Origin of the sequence: Paenirhodobacter sp. (assembly GCF_041916475.1) — a bacterium.
Classification (GTDB): domain Bacteria; phylum Pseudomonadota; class Alphaproteobacteria; order Rhodobacterales; family Rhodobacteraceae; genus Rhodobacter.
The window spans coordinates 1-16,631 of sequence record NZ_JAYRZN010000041.1 but is presented as its reverse complement, the minus strand read 5'-3'; the positions used below and the strand labels follow the sequence as shown (position 1 = coordinate 16,631).

General features: G+C 68.9%; 15 protein-coding genes and 1 pseudogene. 11 read left to right on the top strand and 5 right to left on the bottom strand.

Annotation, left to right across the window (positions count from 1 at the left end):
* Nucleotides 1-11: 11 nt before the first annotated feature.
* From ACOMG5_RS14935 to ACOMG5_RS14920, 4 genes are all read left to right on the top strand, one after another.
* The gene (locus tag ACOMG5_RS14935) at nucleotides 12-521 is read left to right on the top strand and encodes a hypothetical protein (RefSeq protein WP_420344591.1); all 510 of its coding nucleotides are present in this window, start codon (nucleotides 12-14) and stop codon (nucleotides 519-521) included.
* Between the two features lie 22 nt (nucleotides 522-543).
* Entirely contained in the window at nucleotides 544-2,283 is a 1,740-nt protein-coding gene (locus tag ACOMG5_RS14930; RefSeq protein ID WP_420344590.1) for a type I secretion system permease/ATPase, read from the top strand.
* On the top strand, nucleotides 2,280-3,569 hold the full coding sequence (locus ACOMG5_RS14925; RefSeq protein ID WP_420344589.1) for an HlyD family type I secretion periplasmic adaptor subunit: 1,290 nt from the start codon (nucleotides 2,280-2,282) through the stop codon (nucleotides 3,567-3,569). Before ACOMG5_RS14930 ends, ACOMG5_RS14925 begins: the two co-directional genes overlap by 4 nt.
* Before the next feature lie 91 nt (nucleotides 3,570-3,660).
* Nucleotides 3,661-4,086 (top strand): GlcG/HbpS family heme-binding protein, encoded by a 426-nt coding sequence (locus ACOMG5_RS14920; RefSeq protein WP_420344588.1) that lies wholly within the window; start codon nucleotides 3,661-3,663, stop codon nucleotides 4,084-4,086.
* A 30-nt stretch (nucleotides 4,087-4,116) separates the two neighbouring features.
* On the opposite strand, the gene ACOMG5_RS14915 is transcribed toward ACOMG5_RS14920, so the two are convergent.
* Genes ACOMG5_RS14915 through ACOMG5_RS14905 form a run of 3 tightly spaced genes read right to left on the bottom strand, consistent with a single transcriptional unit; the run spans nucleotide 4,117 to nucleotide 7,586 of the window.
* Complete coding sequence (locus tag ACOMG5_RS14915; protein ID WP_420344587.1) at nucleotides 4,117-5,076, bottom strand: substrate-binding domain-containing protein; 960 nt, start codon at nucleotides 5,074-5,076, stop codon at nucleotides 4,117-4,119.
* 15 nt (nucleotides 5,077-5,091) lie between these two features.
* Entirely contained in the window at nucleotides 5,092-6,054 is a 963-nt protein-coding gene (locus ACOMG5_RS14910; RefSeq protein ID WP_420344586.1) for an ABC transporter permease, read from the bottom strand.
* On the bottom strand, nucleotides 6,051-7,586 hold the full coding sequence (locus tag ACOMG5_RS14905) for a sugar ABC transporter ATP-binding protein (RefSeq protein WP_420344585.1): 1,536 nt from the start codon (nucleotides 7,584-7,586) through the stop codon (nucleotides 6,051-6,053). Before ACOMG5_RS14905 ends, ACOMG5_RS14910 begins: the two co-directional genes overlap by 4 nt.
* A 122-nt stretch (nucleotides 7,587-7,708) precedes the next feature.
* Between ACOMG5_RS14905 and ACOMG5_RS14900 the strand changes: the two genes are divergently transcribed.
* From ACOMG5_RS14900 to ACOMG5_RS14870, 7 genes and pseudogenes are all read left to right on the top strand, one after another.
* Nucleotides 7,709-8,905, top strand: a complete 1,197-nt coding sequence (locus tag ACOMG5_RS14900; protein ID WP_420344584.1) for a Gfo/Idh/MocA family protein — start codon at nucleotides 7,709-7,711, stop codon at nucleotides 8,903-8,905.
* 11 nt (nucleotides 8,906-8,916) lie between these two features.
* Nucleotides 8,917-9,828: pseudogene (locus ACOMG5_RS14895) on the top strand (substrate-binding domain-containing protein).
* 15 nt (nucleotides 9,829-9,843) lie between these two features.
* The gene (locus ACOMG5_RS14890) at nucleotides 9,844-10,821 is read left to right on the top strand and encodes a Gfo/Idh/MocA family protein (RefSeq protein ID WP_420344583.1); all 978 of its coding nucleotides are present in this window, start codon (nucleotides 9,844-9,846) and stop codon (nucleotides 10,819-10,821) included.
* Nucleotides 10,822-11,137: 316 nt separating this feature from the next.
* A complete protein-coding gene (locus tag ACOMG5_RS14885) occupies nucleotides 11,138-12,067 on the top strand; it encodes a substrate-binding domain-containing protein (protein WP_420344582.1) in 930 nt (309 codons plus the stop codon).
* A gap of 58 nt (nucleotides 12,068-12,125) precedes the next feature.
* Nucleotides 12,126-13,661, top strand: coding sequence for a sugar ABC transporter ATP-binding protein (locus tag ACOMG5_RS14880; protein ID WP_420344581.1), 1,536 nt, complete (start codon nucleotides 12,126-12,128; stop codon nucleotides 13,659-13,661).
* A 22-nt stretch (nucleotides 13,662-13,683) separates the two neighbouring features.
* Nucleotides 13,684-14,697 (top strand): ABC transporter permease, encoded by a 1,014-nt coding sequence (locus tag ACOMG5_RS14875; RefSeq protein WP_420344580.1) that lies wholly within the window; start codon nucleotides 13,684-13,686, stop codon nucleotides 14,695-14,697.
* Nucleotides 14,698-14,764: 67 nt separating this feature from the next.
* Nucleotides 14,765-15,526 (top strand): sulfite exporter TauE/SafE family protein, encoded by a 762-nt coding sequence (locus tag ACOMG5_RS14870; RefSeq protein ID WP_420344579.1) that lies wholly within the window; start codon nucleotides 14,765-14,767, stop codon nucleotides 15,524-15,526.
* Here ACOMG5_RS14870 and ACOMG5_RS14865 read toward each other — a convergent pair.
* Both ACOMG5_RS14865 and ACOMG5_RS14860 read right to left on the bottom strand, forming a co-directional pair.
* Entirely contained in the window at nucleotides 15,523-16,404 is an 882-nt protein-coding gene (locus ACOMG5_RS14865; RefSeq protein WP_420344578.1) for a MurR/RpiR family transcriptional regulator, read from the bottom strand. The genes ACOMG5_RS14870 and ACOMG5_RS14865 overlap by 4 nt on opposite strands.
* 95 nt (nucleotides 16,405-16,499) lie before the next feature.
* Nucleotides 16,500-16,631: biotin/lipoyl-containing protein (locus ACOMG5_RS14860; protein ID WP_420344597.1), on the bottom strand; the 132-nt coding region annotated here is incomplete at its 5' end.

The following is a 16,631-nucleotide window of genomic DNA, read 5'->3' as shown; positions in this document are numbered from 1 at the left end:
AGAGTACTTCCATGCGTAACCTTCTGATCCTTGCCGCCGCGTTGAGCGCCACCACCGCGGCCCAGGCCGCGACCCTGCGCGACGATGCCGCGGCCGTGTTCCTCGCCGCGGGCGACATTTATGTGGATGCGGCGGCGCCGGTGTCGCCGGATTTTGCGGTGAGCTATGCCAGCCTGAGCGGCGGCGAGGGCTTCGCGCCCAAATTCGCGCTGTCGCTGGAGAATGGCGCGGCGCAGCTGCTGTTTGCCGAGACCGACAGCTGGACCCTCGCGGGCGATCATGTGCTGCGCTTCGATTTCGACCTCGCGGAGGGCTCGCCCTTCGGCGACTGGCTGAGCGTGACGCTGACCTTCGACAGCGCGCTTGCGGACCCGTTCGGGCCGGGGGCGGATTTCGTGGGCACGGCCGCCTTCGCGCTGGAAAGCGGGAGCAGCCTGCCCGCGGTGCCGGTTCCGGCTGCGCTGCCGCTGCTGCTGGGCGCGCTTGGCGCCGGGGCGGCGGTGCTGCGCCGCAAGGCCTGAGCGGGAGGCGAAGGATCCGATGATGACGCATCGCCCCGCCCCCTCTCGCGGCGCGGCGGAGCTGCGCGCCGCGCGCGCCCGGCTCCGTCCGCTGTTCTGGGCTGTCGTGTTGTTCTCGGCCTTCGTGAACCTGCTGATGATCACCGGGCCGCTGTTCATGATGCAGGTCTATGACCGCGTTCTGGCCAGCGGATCCGAGGCGACGCTCTTGGCGCTGTTCGTGCTGGTGGCGTTCCTGTTCGGGGCGATGGCGGTGCTGGAGACGGTGCGCGCGCAGGTGATGGCGCGGGCGGGCGCGCGGTTCCAGGCGGGCCTGGACCGGCGCGTGTTCGATGCGGCGCTGCGCCGGCAGGCGGTGCAGCCGGGTGATGCGGCCGCGGCCAGCGGCGAGCGCGATGTGGATACGCTGCGCCAGTTCGCGGGCGCGCCGGTGTTCTTTGCCTGCCTCGATCTGCCCTGGACGCCGCTGTTTCTGGCGGGGATCTTCTTCTTCCATCCGCTGATGGGGGCGCTGGCGGTGCTGGGCGGCGCGATGCTGCTGGCGGTGGCGGTGGCGAACCAGATGCTGACCGCGCGCGGCCGGGCGGAGGCTTCGGGCGCGGCCATCGCCACCGACCGGCTGGCCGCGCAGTTTCGCGCCGAGGCCGGGCCGCTCGGCGCGCTCGGGATGCGCGGCGCGGCGCATGACCGCTGGGAGGCTGCGCGCGCGCGGATGCTGGAGCGCAGCGTCGCGGCGGGAGATATGGGCACGGTGTTTGGCTCCGCCACCAAGATCTTCCGGCAGTTCCTGCAATCGGCGATGCTGGCGCTCGGGGCCTGGCTGGTGCTGCGCCATGAGGTGTCGTCGGGGGTGATGATCGCCTCGTCGGTGCTGCTTGGGCGGGCGCTGGCGCCGATCGAGACGCTGGTGGGGCAATGGGCGCTCCTGCAATCGGCGCGGCGGGCCTGGGGGCGGTTGTCGGGGCTGCTGGCGGCGGTGCCGCCGGAGCCTGCGCGGATGCCGCTCGCGCGGCCCGCGGCGCGGCTGGTGGTGGAGGGCCTCGTGGCGGGGGCGCCGGGCGAGCGCCAGCCGGTGCTGCAGCGGATCGGCTTTGCGCTGGAGCCGGGGCAGGTGCTGGGCGTGATCGGGCCCTCGGCTTCGGGGAAATCCTCGCTCGGGCGCGCGGTCACCGGGATCTGGGCGCCGATGGCTGGCTCGGTGCGGCTTGGCGGGGTCTCGATCGAGCAATATGGCGAGGAGACGCTTGGCCGCCTGATCGGCTATGTGCCGCAAAGGGTGGGCCTGTTCGATGGCACCATCGCCGAGAATATCGCGCGGATGACCACGGGCTTCGCCGCGTCCGATGTGCTGCGCGCGGCGCAGAGGGCGGGCGCGCATGAGATGATCCTCTCCTTCCCGGATGGCTACGATACCCGGATTTCGGCGGAGGGCGGGCGGCTTTCGGGCGGGCAGATACAGCGCATCGGGCTCGCGCGCGCGCTCTATGGCGACCCGGTTCTGCTGGTGCTCGACGAGCCGAATTCGAACCTGGATGCCGAAGGCTCGGCCGCGGTGAATGCGGCGATCCGGGGGGTGAAGGCCGCGGGCGGCATCGTGATGGTGATGGCACACCGGCCCGCCGCGCTGCAGGATTGCGACCTGCTGTTGATGCTGGAGGGCGGGCGGCAGGCGGCCTTCGGCCCGCGCGACGAAGTGCTGCGCACGCGGGTGCGCAATCCGGCGCAGATCCTGCGCGGGGTTCCGGTGGGAGGTGCGGCATGATCCGGTCGGCACGCTGGCCGCTGATGGCCGGGTTCACCACGCTTGCGGTTCTGGTGTTCGGGCTCGGGGGCTGGGCGGCGCTGTCGTCGATCTCGGGGGCGGTGGTGTCTTCGGGGCGGGTCGAGGTGCAGAACCAGCGCCAGATCCTGCAGCACCCGGATGGCGGGGTGGTGGCGGAGCTGTTCGTGCAGGAGGGCGCGCCGGTCGTGGCGGGGCAGGTGCTGATGGCGCTCGATGGCACCGCGCTGCGCTCCGAGCGCGCGATGGCCGATGCGCAGTATTTCGAGGTTCTGGCGCGCAGCGGGCGGCTGGAGGCCGAGCGCGACGCGGCCGGGGAGATTGCGTTCGCGGCGGAGCTGCGCGCGCGCGCGGCGCAGGATGCGGCGGTGGCGGAGCTGATGCGGGGCCAGGAGGCGCTGTTTGCGGCGCGCGCCCGCACCCTCAGCGGCCAGCGCGAGCAGCTGGCCGAGCGGATCACCCAGATCGAGAGCCAGCTCAGCGGCCATGCCGCGCAGATTGCCGCGCTGGAGCGGCAGGCGGGGCTGATCGGGCAGGAGCTGGCCGACAAGCGCAGCCTGCTGGAGCGCGGGCTGATGCAGGCCTCCACGGTGATGGCGCTGGACCGCGAAAAGGCGCGGCTGGAGGGCGAGCGCGGGGCGCTGATGGCGCAGGTGGGCGAGGCGCGCGGGCGGATCGTGGAGACCCGGCTCGAGGTGCTGAACCTCGATGCGCAGCGCCGCGAGGAGGCCACGACCGAGCTGCGCGACCTGGGCGTTCAGGCGCTGCAGCTCGCCGAGAAGCGCCAGGCGCTGGCCGAAAAGATCGCGCGGCTGGAGATCCGCGCCCCGGTGGGCGGGGTGCTTTATGGGCTGGCGGTTTCGGGGCCGCATGCGGTGCTGCGCGCGGCGGAGACGGTGGGCTATGTGGTGCCGCAGGACCGGCCGCTGGTGATCGCCGCGCGGATTTCCCCCAACGAGATCGACAGCGTGCATCCGGGGCAGGAGGCGAAGCTGCGCTTCACCGCCTTTTCCAGCCCCACGACGCCCGAGCTGCGCGGCCGGGTGACGCTGGTTTCGGCCGATGCCTTCGAGGACAAGGCCTCGGGCCAGAGCTATTTCCGCGCCGAGGTGGCGCTGGATCCGGCAGAGCGGGCGCGGCTCGGCGCGGCGCAGGTGCTGCCGGGGATGCCGGTGGAGGTGATGCTGGCCACCGGGTCGCGCTCGGCGCTGAGCTATCTGATGAAGCCGGTGACGGATTATTTCGCCCGCGCCTTCCGCGAGACATGATCGCCGCAGGCAATGAATGTTGATGCGCCTGACGTCCTGGAATATTCATTGAGCGAAGGGCGCCGGTGCCCTGCGGATCTGGGAGGGAAGAATGATCATCATGCGGCCGGTGCTTTCGGCACGGACAGCGTTTCGCCTGGTGGACCTGGCTTGCGCGCATGCGGAAGGGCGGGGGTGGCCGGTGGCCTGCGTCGTCACCGATCCGGACGGGACGGTGCTCGCGTCGCTGCGGCTCGACGGGGTAGGCGCGCATATCCTCGGCTTTGCGACGGACAAGGCCTATACCGCCGCGCTGATGCGCAAGACCACGCAGAAATATTTCGAGGAGACGCGGGAGCGCGACGACAGCCGCATGGTTCTGGCGAACCGTCCGCGGCTGATCGTCTGGAGCGGGGGGCTGCCGGTGAAGCACGATGGCGTCGTTGTCGGCGGGATTGGCGTATCGGGGGTGAAGGGGTTCGAGGATGTAGAATGCGCCGAGACCGCGCTGCGCACAGAGGGCTTCACCTGGGAATAGGGCCGGGCGCGGAGGCCCGGCCCGCACCGCTCAATAGGGGCTGTCGGGGAAGTAGAATTCCGCGGCATTCTCCTTGGTGATCAGCGGGCTGTCGAGCACATAGCGGCCGCGGATCGGCGCCTGCGTGGCATAGCGCATCGCGGTCACCTCGATGGCCGGGATGATCAGCGTCGGCGGGTAGAAGATGTCGGCGTCGATCACCGCGTCGCCATCCATGATCATCTTGATCACCCGGTTCATGCCGGAGCCGCCGAGCAGCAGCATGCCCTCCTGCCGGCCTGCCTGTTCGATCGCGGCCTTGGCGCCGAGGGCGGCATCATCGTCTCCGGCCCAGACGCCGTCGATCTGCGGGAAGCGGGTCAGGTAATCCTGCATCACCTCGAAGGCCTTGTCGGGGTTCCAGTTCGCATATTGCATGTCGAGGATCTCGACGCCGGTTCCTTCCAGCACCTTCTGGAACGCCTCGATGCGGATGTTGTCGATCGCGGTCGGAATGCCGCGCATCACCACGATCTTGCCGCCCTTCGGCAGCCGTGCCTTGAAATACTCCGCCGCCTCGATGCCGTATTGCGGGTTGTTGCCGCCGACATAGAGATCCTCGACCCCCTCCTCCGAGAGGCCCCGGTCCACCGTGGTGATGAAGATGCCGCGCGCCTTGGCGGCCTTCACCGGCTCGGTCAGCGGCGCGCTCTCCATCGGCAGGATCACCAGTGCGTCGATCTGGCGCGCGATCAGGTCCTCGACGTTGTTCACCTGCGCCTGCACGTCTCCTGCCGTGGTCAGCACGAATTCGAGCTGCGGGAAGGCGGCTTCCAGCGCCTTGATGGTGCGCTCGGTGTGGAAGTTCAGCCCGCCGGTCCAGCCATGGGTGGCGGCGGGGATGGCGATGCCGATCCTGGCGGTTTTGTCCTGCGCGCGGGCGGGCAGGGCGGCGGGCAGGGCGAGGCCTGCGGCGCCGGCAGCGAGCATGGTGCGACGGTTCAGTTTCATCCGGATCTCCTCCTCTCAGATGGTCTTGGCGGTGCGGCGCTGCAGGAACACGGCGATCACGATGATCGCGCCCTGGAAGGCGCCGTTCAGATGCGGGCTGACGAAGCTCGTCAGGTTCAGGATGTTGGCGACGAGGCCGAGGATCAGCACCCCGGCCACCGTGCCCCAGACCCGGCCATAGCCACCCGCGAGCGCGGTGCCGCCGATGATCACCGAGGCGATGGCCTCCAGCTCCCACAGCATGCCGGTCGAGGGGGTGACGGCGCCGAGGCGCGGGATGTAGATCAGCGTCGCGAGGCCGACGCAGAGCCCCTGCAGCACATAGGTGGCCAGCCGCCCCCGGCTGACCCGGATGGCGGAATGGCGGGCCACCTCGGCATTGGAGCCGATGGCGGTGACGTGGCGGCCGAAGCGCAGGCGGGTCATGGCGATTTCGGCGATGAGGGCGAGGGCTGCGAAGATCAGCACCGGCACCGGCACGCCCAGCACGGTGCCGTAATAGAGCGGGCGGCCGACGCCGCGCAGGGCGAAATCGAGCGAGATCGAGCCGCCGTCCGACATCCAGGTGATCAGCGAGCGCATGATCCCCATCGTGCCGAGGGTGACGATGAAGGCGTCGATCCGGCCCCAGACGACGAGCCCGCCGTTCACCAGCCCCGCGGCGCCGCCGAACAGCAGCGCGAGCGCAAGGCCGAGGATCAGCGCGGGCAGGGCGCCCATCGCGCCCAGAAGCCCGTTCATGCACAGGATCGACAGCCCCGCCACCAGCGCCGCCATCGCGCCCACCGACAGATCCAGCCCGCGCGCGGTGATGACGAAGGTCGCGCCGATGGCGATGATTCCGATCACCGAGGAGCGGGTGAGCACGTTCAGCAGGTTCTCGGAGGTCAGGAAGGTGGGGCTGAGCAGGCTGCCCGCGACGAACAGCAGGAGCAGGGCGAGGAGCGGGCCCATCCGGCCCAGGAAGGTGCGTATCATCGGGAGATGTCCTGTGGGGCTAGGCCGAGCGCGAGATCGAGGATCGCGCGTTCGGAGGGGCGGGTGCCGTCGGGCGGGGTCAGGATCCCGGCGATGCGGCCGCGGTCGATGACCATGATCCGGTGCGCGAGGCCGATCAGCTCCGGCAGCTCGGAGGAGATCACCACGACCGCCTTGCCCTGCCGGGCGAGGCCCGCGATCACCTCGTAGATCTGGCTCTTCGCGCCGATATCGACGCCGCGGGTGGGCTCGTCGAGGATCACCAGATCGGGGTCCGAGGCGAGGGTCTTGGCGAAAAGGACCTTCTGCTGGTTGCCGCCCGAGAGCTGCCCGGCGCTGACCTTGGGCGAGGCGGCGCGGATGCTGTAGCGCTTCTGCGCTTCGGCGAAGCGGCGGGCCTCGGCGCCGCGGTCGATCCGCGCGCCGCCCGACAGGGCGCCGACGGTGAGCGCGGTATTGAGCTCCAGATCCTCCTGCAGCAGCAGGCCGCGGGCTTTGCGGTCCTCGGTCAGATAGGCGATGCCCATGCGCCAGGCGCCGACGGCATCGGGGAGCGGGCGCGCGGTTCCGCGCCAGACGAAGCGCTGCGCGCTGGCCGGGCGCAGCCCGACGAGGCCTTCGAACAGCTCGGTCCGGCCGGCGCCGACGAGGCCCGCCACGCCCAGGATCTCGCCCGGGGCGATATCGAAGCTGGCCTCGCGCACCGGCGCGCCGAAGCCGCGCGGCACCTCCAGCCCCGAGACCGAGAGGATCGGCGGCGCGGCGGGCCGGGGCGGCAGCGGCGGGAACAGGTCCGCCATCTCGCGCCCGATCATGGCCGAGGCGATATCGTGCTCGCTCAGTTCCGCCGTAGGGCGGTCGAGCGTGATCGCGCCGTCGCGCAGCACCGCCACCCGGTCCGAGATCGCGCGGACCTCGTCGAGCCGGTGCGAGGTGAAGATCACGGCGCCCCCCTCCGCGGCGAAGGCACGGATCCGGGCGAACAGCGCCTCGGTCTCCTGCGCGCCGAGGACGGCGGTGGGCTCGTCCATCAGCAGCAGGCGCGGCGCCGCGGCGAAGGCCTTGGCCAGCTCGACGATCTGCCAGCTGGGCACCGGCAGATGCGCGAGCCCGGTATCCGGGTCGATTTCGGACTTCAGGAGCCGCAGCGCGCTGCGGGCGCGGGCGCGCAGCGCGGCACGGTCGATCAGGCCGAAGCGCGTGGGCTCATGGCCGAGCAGGATGTTCTCGGCCACGGTCATATCGGGGATCAGGGCGAATTCCTGATGCACCAGAACGATGCCCGCGGCCTCCGCGGCGCGTGCGCCCTGCGGCACCGGCGCGCCGCGCCAGCGGGCATCCCCCGCGCGCGGGGTGATATAGCCCGCGATGATCTTCATCAGGGTCGATTTCCCGGCGCCATTCTCGCCGACCAGCGCGAGCACTTCGCCCGCACCGACGTGCAGGTCGATCCCGGCAAGGACGGGGTTCGCGCCATAGGCATGCGCGACCTGGTCCAGCCGGAGAGCCTCCGGCGGGCGATTCTGTTGCATGGTGATTTCCTCCAAAGCAACGGAAACATCATTGGTGGAATTTATGCAATAGATGTTGCGAAAATTGCCGGGGTTCGGTTTGATGCGCCGCAGGGGCCGGGATTCGGCCAGGGGAGGAGCATATGACAGAGCAGGCAGAACCGGCGGGAGCGCTTCCCGCCGCGGGGCGGCGCTTGCGCCTTGGCGTGGTTGGCGGCGGGGCAGGGGCCTTCATCGGGCGGGTGCATGCCCGCGGTGCGCGGCTGTCGGATCGGTGGGATATCGTCGCGGGGGCCCTGTCCTCGCGTCCGGAGGTGGCGCAGGCCTCGGGGCGGGACTGGGGCCTCGATCCGGCGCGCAGCTATACCGACTGGCGCGAGATGGCGCGCGCCGAGGCCGCGCGGACCGATGGCATCGACGCGGTCGCGATCACCGTGCCCAATCACCTGCACCATCCGGTGGCGATGGCCTTCATGGAGGCGGGGATCGATGTGATCTCTGACAAGCCGCTGGTGAACACGCTGGAGGAAGCGCGCTCGCTGATTGCGAAGCAGCGCGAGACCGGGCTGTTCTTCGGGGTGACCTATTCCTTCGCGGCCCATGCCATGGTGCGGCAGCTGCGGCAGATGGTGCGCGCGGGCGCGATCGGGCGGGTGACGCAGATCCATGTGGAATATTTCCAGGAGCTGGCGCTGCTGCCTGCGGATGCGGCCTGGTCCGGCACGCCCTGGCGGCAGGACCCGGCCAAGGTCGGCGGTGCGGCGACCACGGCCGATATCGGCATCCATGCGCATCACCTGGCGGAATTCGTCTCCGGGCTGCGGATGACGGAGCTGCGCGCGGATTTCCATACGCTGGGCGCGCCGCAGCCGCTGGAGGATACCGCGTTCATGACCTGCCGCTTCGAGGGGGGCGTGCCGGGCACGCTGCTGGTCTCGCAGGCGGTGGCGGGGGCGAGCTGCGCGCTGCGGCTGCGGATCTCCGGAACCGAGGGGACGCTGGAATGGGATCAGGAGAGCCCCGAATATGTGCATCTGCGGCCGTTCAACGCGCCGCATCAGCGGATTTCGCGCGGGCATGGGGCGGGGGTGCTGCCGGAGGTGGCGCGCTTCGTCCATATCCCGCGCGGCCATCCGGAGGCGCTGAGCGATGCCTGGGGCAACCTGTATGAGGAATTCGCCGTGGCCGTGGAGGCGCGCCGGGCGGGGCGGGTGCTGCCGGAGGGGCTGATCGCCTGTCCGGGGCTGGAGGATGGCGCAGCGGGGGTGGCCTTCATTCAGGCCGCGATCCGCTCGCATGCGCAGGGCGGGGCCTGGGTGCCCTGCCTGTTTGAAACCTGAGGGAGGACAGAATGCGGACATATATGATGGCGGCGGCGCTCGCGCTGACCGCGGGGGCGGCCCATGCGCAGAACATCGGCGTGGCGATGGCGCAGTTCGACAACAACTTCCTGACGATCCTGCGCCACGGGATCGAGGAGGGCGCGAAGGAGCAGGGGCTGAGCCTCCAGTTCGAGGATGCGCAGAACGACCTGCCGCGGCAGCTGAGCCAGGTGCAGAATTTCATCACCTCGGGGGTGGATGGCATCATCGTGGTCGCGGTCGATTCCGACCTGATCACCCAGATCGACAAGCTGGCCAATGCCGCAGGGATTCCGGTGGTGAACATCAACCGCGAGCCGCCGAATGTGGACAAGCTCGGGCCGCTGGAGGCCTTCGTCGGCTCGCGCGAGGTGGATGCCGGCACAATCCAGGCGCGCGAGGCCTGCAAGCAGGTGAAAGCGCGCGTCGGAGACGGCAAGGCACGGGGCGTGATCCTGGCGGGGGATCTGTTCATCCAGGCGGGCCGCGTGCGCACGCAGACGGTGCAGGATTTCGTGAAGACGCCGGAATGCGATTTCGTGGAGATCGTGGATACCTAGGTGGCGGACTGGTCGCGCAGCAAGGCGAGCGATCTGGTGTCGAACTGGCTGTCGGCCGGGATCCAGCCGGATGTGATCTTTGCCAACAATGACGAAATGGCGATCGGCGCGGCGCAGGCGCTGAAGGCGGCGGGGGTGCCTCCGGAGGAAGTGGTCGTGGCCGGGATCGACGCGACGCCCGACGCGCTGATGGCGCTGAAATCGGGGGATGTGGACCTCACCGTGTTCCAGGATGCGGCGGGGCAGGGGCGCAAGGGCGCAAGGGCGCCGAGGTCATCGCGGCCCTCGCCCGCGGCGAGAAGCTGTCCGAGCAGGCCGTCTACATTCCGTTCGAGCTGGTGACGCCGGAGACCGCAGATGCCTATCTCAAGCGGTAATACGCTCGGGGTCGGCGTCATCGGCGCCGGGGTGATGGGCGGGTATCATGCCCGCCTGTTCGCCGGGCGGATCGGGGGCGCGCGGCTGGCTGCGGTCTCGGATCCGGACCGCGCCCGGGCCGAGACGGTGGCCGCCGGAGCGCGGGTTCATAGCGATGGCATGGCGCTGATCCGCGACGATGCGGTGGCGGCGGTTCTCGTTGCTGCGCCCGATGCCGCGCACCACGGGCTGGTGATGGAGGCGCTGCGGCTGGGCAAGCCGGTTCTGTGCGAAAAGCCGCTCGCGGCAACGGTGGCGGAATGCCGCGAGATCGTGGCGGCGGATGCCGGGCGCGGGCTTGTCTGCACCGGCTTCATGCGGCGGTTCGACGAGACCTACCGCGAGATGAAGGCCGCGCTGGATGCGGGGCGGGTGGGCGCGCCGATGGTGCTGCACTGCGTGCACCGCAACCAGATTGCGCCGGGGTGGTTCACTGGGCCTATGATCGTGACCAATGCGATGGTGCATGAGATCGATATCTGCCGCTGGCTGCTCGGGGCGGAGTATACGGCGGCGCGGATCCGCGCGGTGGGGGACCGGGGCGACCTGATCCTGGCCGAGCTCGAGACCGATATCGGCGCGGTGGTGCGCATCGAGGTGTTCATGAACGCGGCCTATGGCTACCACGTCCATGCCGAGCTCGTCGGGCGCGCGGGGGCAGTGGCGATGGCCGAGCCGGCGCCGGTGCGCCTGCGGGCGGCGGGCGCGGCGCAGGCGGCCTATCCGGCGGACTGGATCGGCCGCTTCGCGGACAGCTACCGCGCGCAGGATCAGGCCTGGGTCGCGGCCTGCCGCGCGGGCCGGGCGGACCCGGACCTCGCCACGGCGCAAGACGGGCTGGTGGCGACGCGATGCTGCGCGCAGCTGGTGGGCCTTCTGGAGGGGGCGGGATCGGGCGCGCTGGCCCTTGGCGGCTGAGGTGGCGACGATCTGAATATTGCCGCAATTGTGAATTGCAATTTTCGTTGCAAACGGATTGCGGCCCGGCTAGTGTCGGAAACGGAGGCGGCGGGGATTCCCGCCGCTGGGAGAAATCGGCGGATCCGTGCGCGGGCCTGCCGGGAACCGGCGCCGGGCGCCGGTGCAAACGGGGGGGTTCCAGCTTCTGTCGGGGCGCGCGGCTTCTGGCCGCAGGCGGAGCCATGCCCGGATGCACCTGCCCGGAACGTTGCCGGCCGAGGGCGAGACCCCGGCGCGGCGGCGGCCCAGAGATAAACAGGAGGAGGAGAAGACCATGATGAAGACGTTTGCGACGGCTGCGGCATTCTGCGCGGTGCTGGCCGGGACCGCGCATGCCGAGAAGATCGGTGTGGCGATGTCGCTGTTCGACGACAACTATCTCACCGTGCTGCGCCACAACATCCAGAGCCATGCCGATGCCCTGGGCGTGCAGGTGCAGATGGAGGACGCCCTGGGCGACATCGCGCGCCAGCAGTCGCAGATCGAGAATTTCGTGGCCTCCGGGGTCGATGGCATCATCGTCATGCTTGTGGATGCGGATTCGGGCAAGGCCATGTCCAAGATCGCCGATCAGGCCGGTGTGCCGCTGGTCTTCGTGAACATGCTGCCCGCGAACATGGACAAGTTCCCCGCGAAGCAGGCCTGGGTCGGCTCGGATGAGGAGCAGGCCGGTGAATTGCAGGCGGCCGAGGTCTGCAAGCTGATGGGCGGCAAGGGCGATGCGCTGATCCTGATGGGGCAACTCGGCACCACCGGCCAGCGCGGCCGGACCGCGGCCGAGGAGCGCGTGTTCTCCAACCCGCCCTGCGACGGGATCAAGATCCTCGATCAGCAGACCGCGAACTGGATGCGCACCCCGGCGATGGACCTGATGACGAACTGGAACACCTCGGGGATGAAGCCGCAGGCGGTGGTGGCGAACAATGACGAGATGGCGCTCGGCGCGATCCAGGCGCTGAAGTCCTCGGGTGTGGACATGAAGGACGTGATCGTGGCCGGGGTGGATGCGACGCAGGACGCGCTGGCCGCGATGAAGGGCGGCGATCTGGACGTCACCGTCTATCAATCGGCGAAGGGGCAGGGCGAAGGCGCGCTCGATACCGTGCTGAAAATCGCCAAGGGCGACAGCTTCGAGCACAAGGTGACGGTGCCGTTCGAGCTGGTGACGCCTGCGAACCTCGACGCGTACCTGAAGAAGAACTGATCCGCGCGGGGCGCCGGCAGGCCCGGCGCCCCGGCCGCAGCCGGTGCAGGGGGGAACCATGGTATCGACGAGAACACTGCAGGCGATCGAGCGGGTGCGGCAGAAGGCCGGGCCCTACGTCCTCGAGATCGAAGGCATCCGCAAGGAATTCCCGGGCGTGGTGGCGCTCGACAACGTCCAGTTCCGGCTGAAGCCCGGCACCGTGCATGCGCTGATGGGCGAGAATGGCGCGGGCAAATCCACGCTGATGAAGATCATCGCCGGGATCTATACGCCCGACCGCGGCACGATCCGGCTTTCGGGCGAGGAGGTGGAGCTCAAGGGGCCGCTCGATGCGCTGGAGCGCGGCATCGCCATGATCCACCAGGAACTGGCGCTGATGACCTGGATGACGGTGGCCGAGAACATCTGGATCCGGCGCGAGCCGAAGAATGCCTTCGGGCTGATCGACCATGCCGAAATGGCGCGCAGGACGCAGGCCCTGTTCGACCAGCTGGGCATCCGCATTTCGCCTGCGGCCGAGATCAGCACGCTGACGGTCGCGCAGCGGCAAATGGTGGAGATCGCCAAGGCGGTGAGCTACGAATCCGATGTGCTGATCATGGACGAGCCGACCTCGGCGATCACCGAATCCGAGGTGGAGCACCTGTTCCGCATCATCCGCGACCTGAAGGCCAAGGGCGTGGGCATCGTCTATATCACCCACAAGATGAACGAGCTGTTCGAGATCGCCGATGAATTTTCGGTGTTCCGCGATGGCACCTATGTCGGCACCCATGCGAGCAGCGATGTGACCCGCGACGACATCATCCGGATGATGGTCGGGCGCGAGATCACCGAGATGTTCCCGAAGGAAGAGGCCGCGATCGGCGATGTGATCCTGAAGGTCGAGAACCTCAGCCTCCCGGGCGTGTTCCACGATATCAGCTTCGAGCTGCACCGGGGCGAGATCCTGGGCCTTGCCGGGCTGGTGGGGTCGGGGCGCACCAATGTGGCGGAGGCGATCTTCGGGGTCACGCCCGCCACCACCGGTACGATCCGGGTGGATGGCCGCACGGTCTCCATCGCCTCGCCGGCCGATGCGATGCGCGAGGGCATGGCGCTGCTGACCGAGGACCGCAAGGACACCGGCTGTTTCCTGCAGCTCTCGATCCTCGAGAACATGCAGATCGCCGCGCTGCACCAGGGCCATGTGAAGGCCGGTTTCGTGGAAGAGACCGCGATGGAGGGCCTGTGCGAGGAGATGCGCCAGCGGCTGCGGGTAAAGACCCCGAACCTGGAGGAGCGGATCGAGAACCTCTCGGGCGGGAACCAGCAGAAGGTGCTGATCGCGCGCTGGCTGCTGACGAAGCCCCGGATCCTGATCCTCGACGAGCCGACGCGCGGCATCGACGTCGGCGCGAAGGCCGAAATTCACCGCCTGATCTCGCGGCTGGCGCAGGACGGCGTCGCCGTGATCATGATTTCGTCCGAGCTGCCCGAGGTGCTGGGCATGTCGGACCGGATCATGGTCATGCACGAGGGCCATATGACCGGCATCCTGGACCGGGCCGAGGCCGATCAGGTGAAAATCATGGAGCTGGCGGCCCGCTGAGGCGGCGCCGGAGGAGGACGATATGGAAAACGTGCAGATCGAGCCGGCGGCCCGCGCCAAGCGCCGGGTGCCGCAGGAGGTGAACATCCTTCTGGTTCTGATCGGTGTCGCGCTGATCTTCGAGGTTCTGGGCTGGATCCTGCAGGGGCAGAGCTTCCTGATGAACCCGCAGCGGCTTACGATCATGATCCTGCAGGTCTCGGTGATCGGGATCATCGCCATCGGGGTGACGCAGGTGATCGTGACCGGCGGCATCGACCTGAGCTCGGGCTCGGTCGTGGCAATGACGGCGATGATCGCGATGAGCTTCGCGCAAACCAGCGACTATGCCCGCGCGATATACCCTGCGCTGACCGACATGCCGGTGGTGGTGCCGCTCGCGGTGGGGTTCGGGCTCGGGCTTCTGGCCGGGGTGATCAACGGCGCGCTGATCGCCAGGACGGGGATCCCGCCCTTCATCGCCACGCTCGGCATGATGGTGACGGCGCGCGGCATCGCCAAGTGGTACACCAAGGGCCAGCCGATTTCCTTCCCAACCGAAAGCTTCGCCAAGATCGGCTCCGGTGCCTGGCCGGTGGTAATCTTCCTCTTGGTGGCGGTGCTGTTCCACGTCGCGCTGCGCTACACCCGCTATGGCAAGTTCACCTATGCGATCGGCGCCAATCCGCAGGCCGCGCGCGTCTCGGGCATCAATGTGCAGCGCCACCTGATCAAGGTCTATGCGGTGGCGGGGCTGCTGTCGGGGCTGGCCGGGATCGTGACCGCGGCCCGGGCCGAGACGGCGCAGGCGGGGATGGGCATGTCCTACGAGCTCGACGCCATCGCCGCCGCGGTGATCGGGGGCACCTCGCTCACCGGCGGGCGCGGGCGGATCTTCGGCACCGTGATCGGTACGGTGATCCTCGGGCTGATGATGTCGGGGTTCACCTTCCTGCGGGTGGACGCCTACTATCAGGAAATCGTCAAGGGCATCATCATCGTCGCGGCCGTGGTGGCCGACGTCTATCGGCAGAAGGCGCGCAGCAAGAAGGCCTGAGCCTGCCGCGCCCTTTCGCCGGCCCGGAGCGCCCCCCGCTCCGGGCGCTTTCATGGATGAGCCCCGAATGCGCTACGATCTGTTCTCCTCGCCCGCCGAACTGGCGGTGACATTGCTGGCGGTGGTGCTGGTGGGCCTGTCGAAGGGCGGCCTTGCGGGGCTCGGCATGCTGGGCGTGCCGCTGATGGCGCTGGTGATGTCGCCGGTGACGGCGGCCGCGGTGCTGCTGCCGGTTCTCGTGGTGATGGATGTGGTCAGCGTGGCGCAATGGCGTCGCTGGGTGGACTGGGCGATCCTGCGCCGGGTGCTGCCCGGGGCTGCGGCGGGCATCGCCATCGGCTGGATGACGGCGGAGATGGTCTCGGATGCGGCGGTGCGGCTGATCGTGGGGGTGGTGTCGCTCCTGTTCGTGGCGAAGGCGGCCTTTGCGCCGCGCAGCGCGCCTGCGTTGCGCGGCGGGCGCCGGGCGCTCGGCCATGCCTGCGGCACTGCGGCCGGCTATACCAGCTTCGTCGCCCATGCCGGCGCGCCGCCGCTGCAGATCTACCTGATGCCGCTGCAGCTCGATCCGAAGCTGTTCACCGGCACCACGGTGATGTTCTTCGCGCTGACCAATGCGGCGAAGCTGATCCCCTATGCGATGCTGGGCGAATTCGATGCGCAGAACCTCGGGCGCGCGGCGCTGATGTTTCCGGTCGCGGTGGTCTCCACCTGGATCGGGGGGCGGATCGTGCACTGGATGCGCCCGTCGATCTTCTATCCGCTGACCTATGCCTCCGTCGGGCTGGTGGCGGTGAAGCTGATCTGGGACGGGGTCGCGGGGCTCTAGGTTCCGGTGACGGTGGGGATCCGCGGCGCGCGATCGTCGTGCTGGACCTGGGCCGCCACCGCGACGACCAGCGCCTGCGCGAGGCACATCGGGGCCGCAAGCGAGCGCGAGAAGGTGTAATCGTGCTCGGGGACCGGGAACAGCACCCGCGCCGATTTCGCCAGCGGCGAGAGGGTGCTGTCGGAGATCGCCACGATGTCGATGCCGCGCGCGCCGAGCTCTTCGGTGATGTTCACCACCTCCTTGGCATAGAAGCGGAACGACACCGCCATCAGCACGTCGCGGGGCGTGATCGTGCGCGCGACATGGGTCGCGAGCCCGCCGGCATTGTCGAGCAGAACGCAGCGCTTGCCCAGCATCGTCAGCTGGTAGCACATCAGCTCCACCACCGGCAGAGAGCGCAGCTGGCCCATCAGATAGACCGTATCGGCCTCGTGCAGCAGCCGGGCGGCAAGCGCCAGATCCTCCTGCCGGATGTCCTTCAGGAGCTCCTGCAGCGAAGCGATATCGCGCACCACCAGATCGCTCAGATAGCCGACCTCGCTGCGGTCGCCCGAGGTGTGCAGCTCGGATTCCAGCGCCTTCACCCGCGCCTCGAACCCCGGCGCCGCGGTGGCCAGGCGCTGCTGGAACAGCGCCTGAAGCTCCTTGAACCCCTTGTAGCCGAGCGCCTGCGCAAAGCGCACGAAGCTCGAGGCATGTATGCCGCAGCGGTCCGCGATCGCGTTCACGGACTGCACCGCGACATCGTTCGGGTTCTGGGTCAGGAATACGGAAATGCGCTGATAGGTCTTGCTCATATGATCGTGGCGATCATGGATCAGACGGATCAGTTCTTCGTAGTCCCTGGGTGGCGTGGCGGGTGTTGCTGCGTCCATGTGATGCTCCCTCAGCCGATTTTGCAATGTTCGTTGCCGATTTCCAAGCGGCATTTGCACCGCATTGCATTCCGGAGCGGCTGGCTGACGTGAGGTCACCCGATTTCGATGATGAGGTCTTTTGCGTCGATCTGTGTTCCCTGTGAGACGTGGATTGCCTTTACGGTACCGTCCTTGTCGGCATGGATGCCGGTTTCCATTTTCATGGCCTCGATGGTGAGGAGGAG

What these genes read in the sequence shown, in the direction of transcription:
- ACOMG5_RS14900 (WP_420344584.1), top strand. Translation starts at nt 7,709, where the DNA reads ATGACAGAGCAGGCAGAACCGGCGGGAGCGCTTCCCGCCGCGGGGCGG.
- ACOMG5_RS14910 (WP_420344586.1), bottom strand. Translation starts at nt 6,054, where the DNA reads ATGATACGCACCTTCCTGGGCCGGATGGGCCCGCTCCTCGCCCTGCTC.
- ACOMG5_RS14890 (WP_420344583.1), top strand. Translation starts at nt 9,844, where the DNA reads ATGCCTATCTCAAGCGGTAATACGCTCGGGGTCGGCGTCATCGGCGCC.
- ACOMG5_RS14885 (WP_420344582.1), top strand. Translation starts at nt 11,138, where the DNA reads ATGATGAAGACGTTTGCGACGGCTGCGGCATTCTGCGCGGTGCTGGCC.
- ACOMG5_RS14870 (WP_420344579.1), top strand. Translation starts at nt 14,765, where the DNA reads ATGCGCTACGATCTGTTCTCCTCGCCCGCCGAACTGGCGGTGACATTG.
- ACOMG5_RS14925 (WP_420344589.1), top strand. Translation starts at nt 2,280, where the DNA reads ATGATCCGGTCGGCACGCTGGCCGCTGATGGCCGGGTTCACCACGCTT.
- ACOMG5_RS14935 (WP_420344591.1), top strand. Translation starts at nt 12, where the DNA reads ATGCGTAACCTTCTGATCCTTGCCGCCGCGTTGAGCGCCACCACCGCG.
- ACOMG5_RS14930 (WP_420344590.1), top strand. Translation starts at nt 544, where the DNA reads ATGACGCATCGCCCCGCCCCCTCTCGCGGCGCGGCGGAGCTGCGCGCC.
- ACOMG5_RS14920 (WP_420344588.1), top strand. Translation starts at nt 3,661, where the DNA reads ATGATCATCATGCGGCCGGTGCTTTCGGCACGGACAGCGTTTCGCCTG.
- ACOMG5_RS14905 (WP_420344585.1), bottom strand. Translation starts at nt 7,586, where the DNA reads ATGCAACAGAATCGCCCGCCGGAGGCTCTCCGGCTGGACCAGGTCGCG.
- ACOMG5_RS14875 (WP_420344580.1), top strand. Translation starts at nt 13,684, where the DNA reads ATGGAAAACGTGCAGATCGAGCCGGCGGCCCGCGCCAAGCGCCGGGTG.
- ACOMG5_RS14880 (WP_420344581.1), top strand. Translation starts at nt 12,126, where the DNA reads ATGGTATCGACGAGAACACTGCAGGCGATCGAGCGGGTGCGGCAGAAG.
- ACOMG5_RS14915 (WP_420344587.1), bottom strand. Translation starts at nt 5,076, where the DNA reads ATGAAACTGAACCGTCGCACCATGCTCGCTGCCGGCGCCGCAGGCCTC.
- ACOMG5_RS14865 (WP_420344578.1), bottom strand. Translation starts at nt 16,404, where the DNA reads ATGGACGCAGCAACACCCGCCACGCCACCCAGGGACTACGAAGAACTG.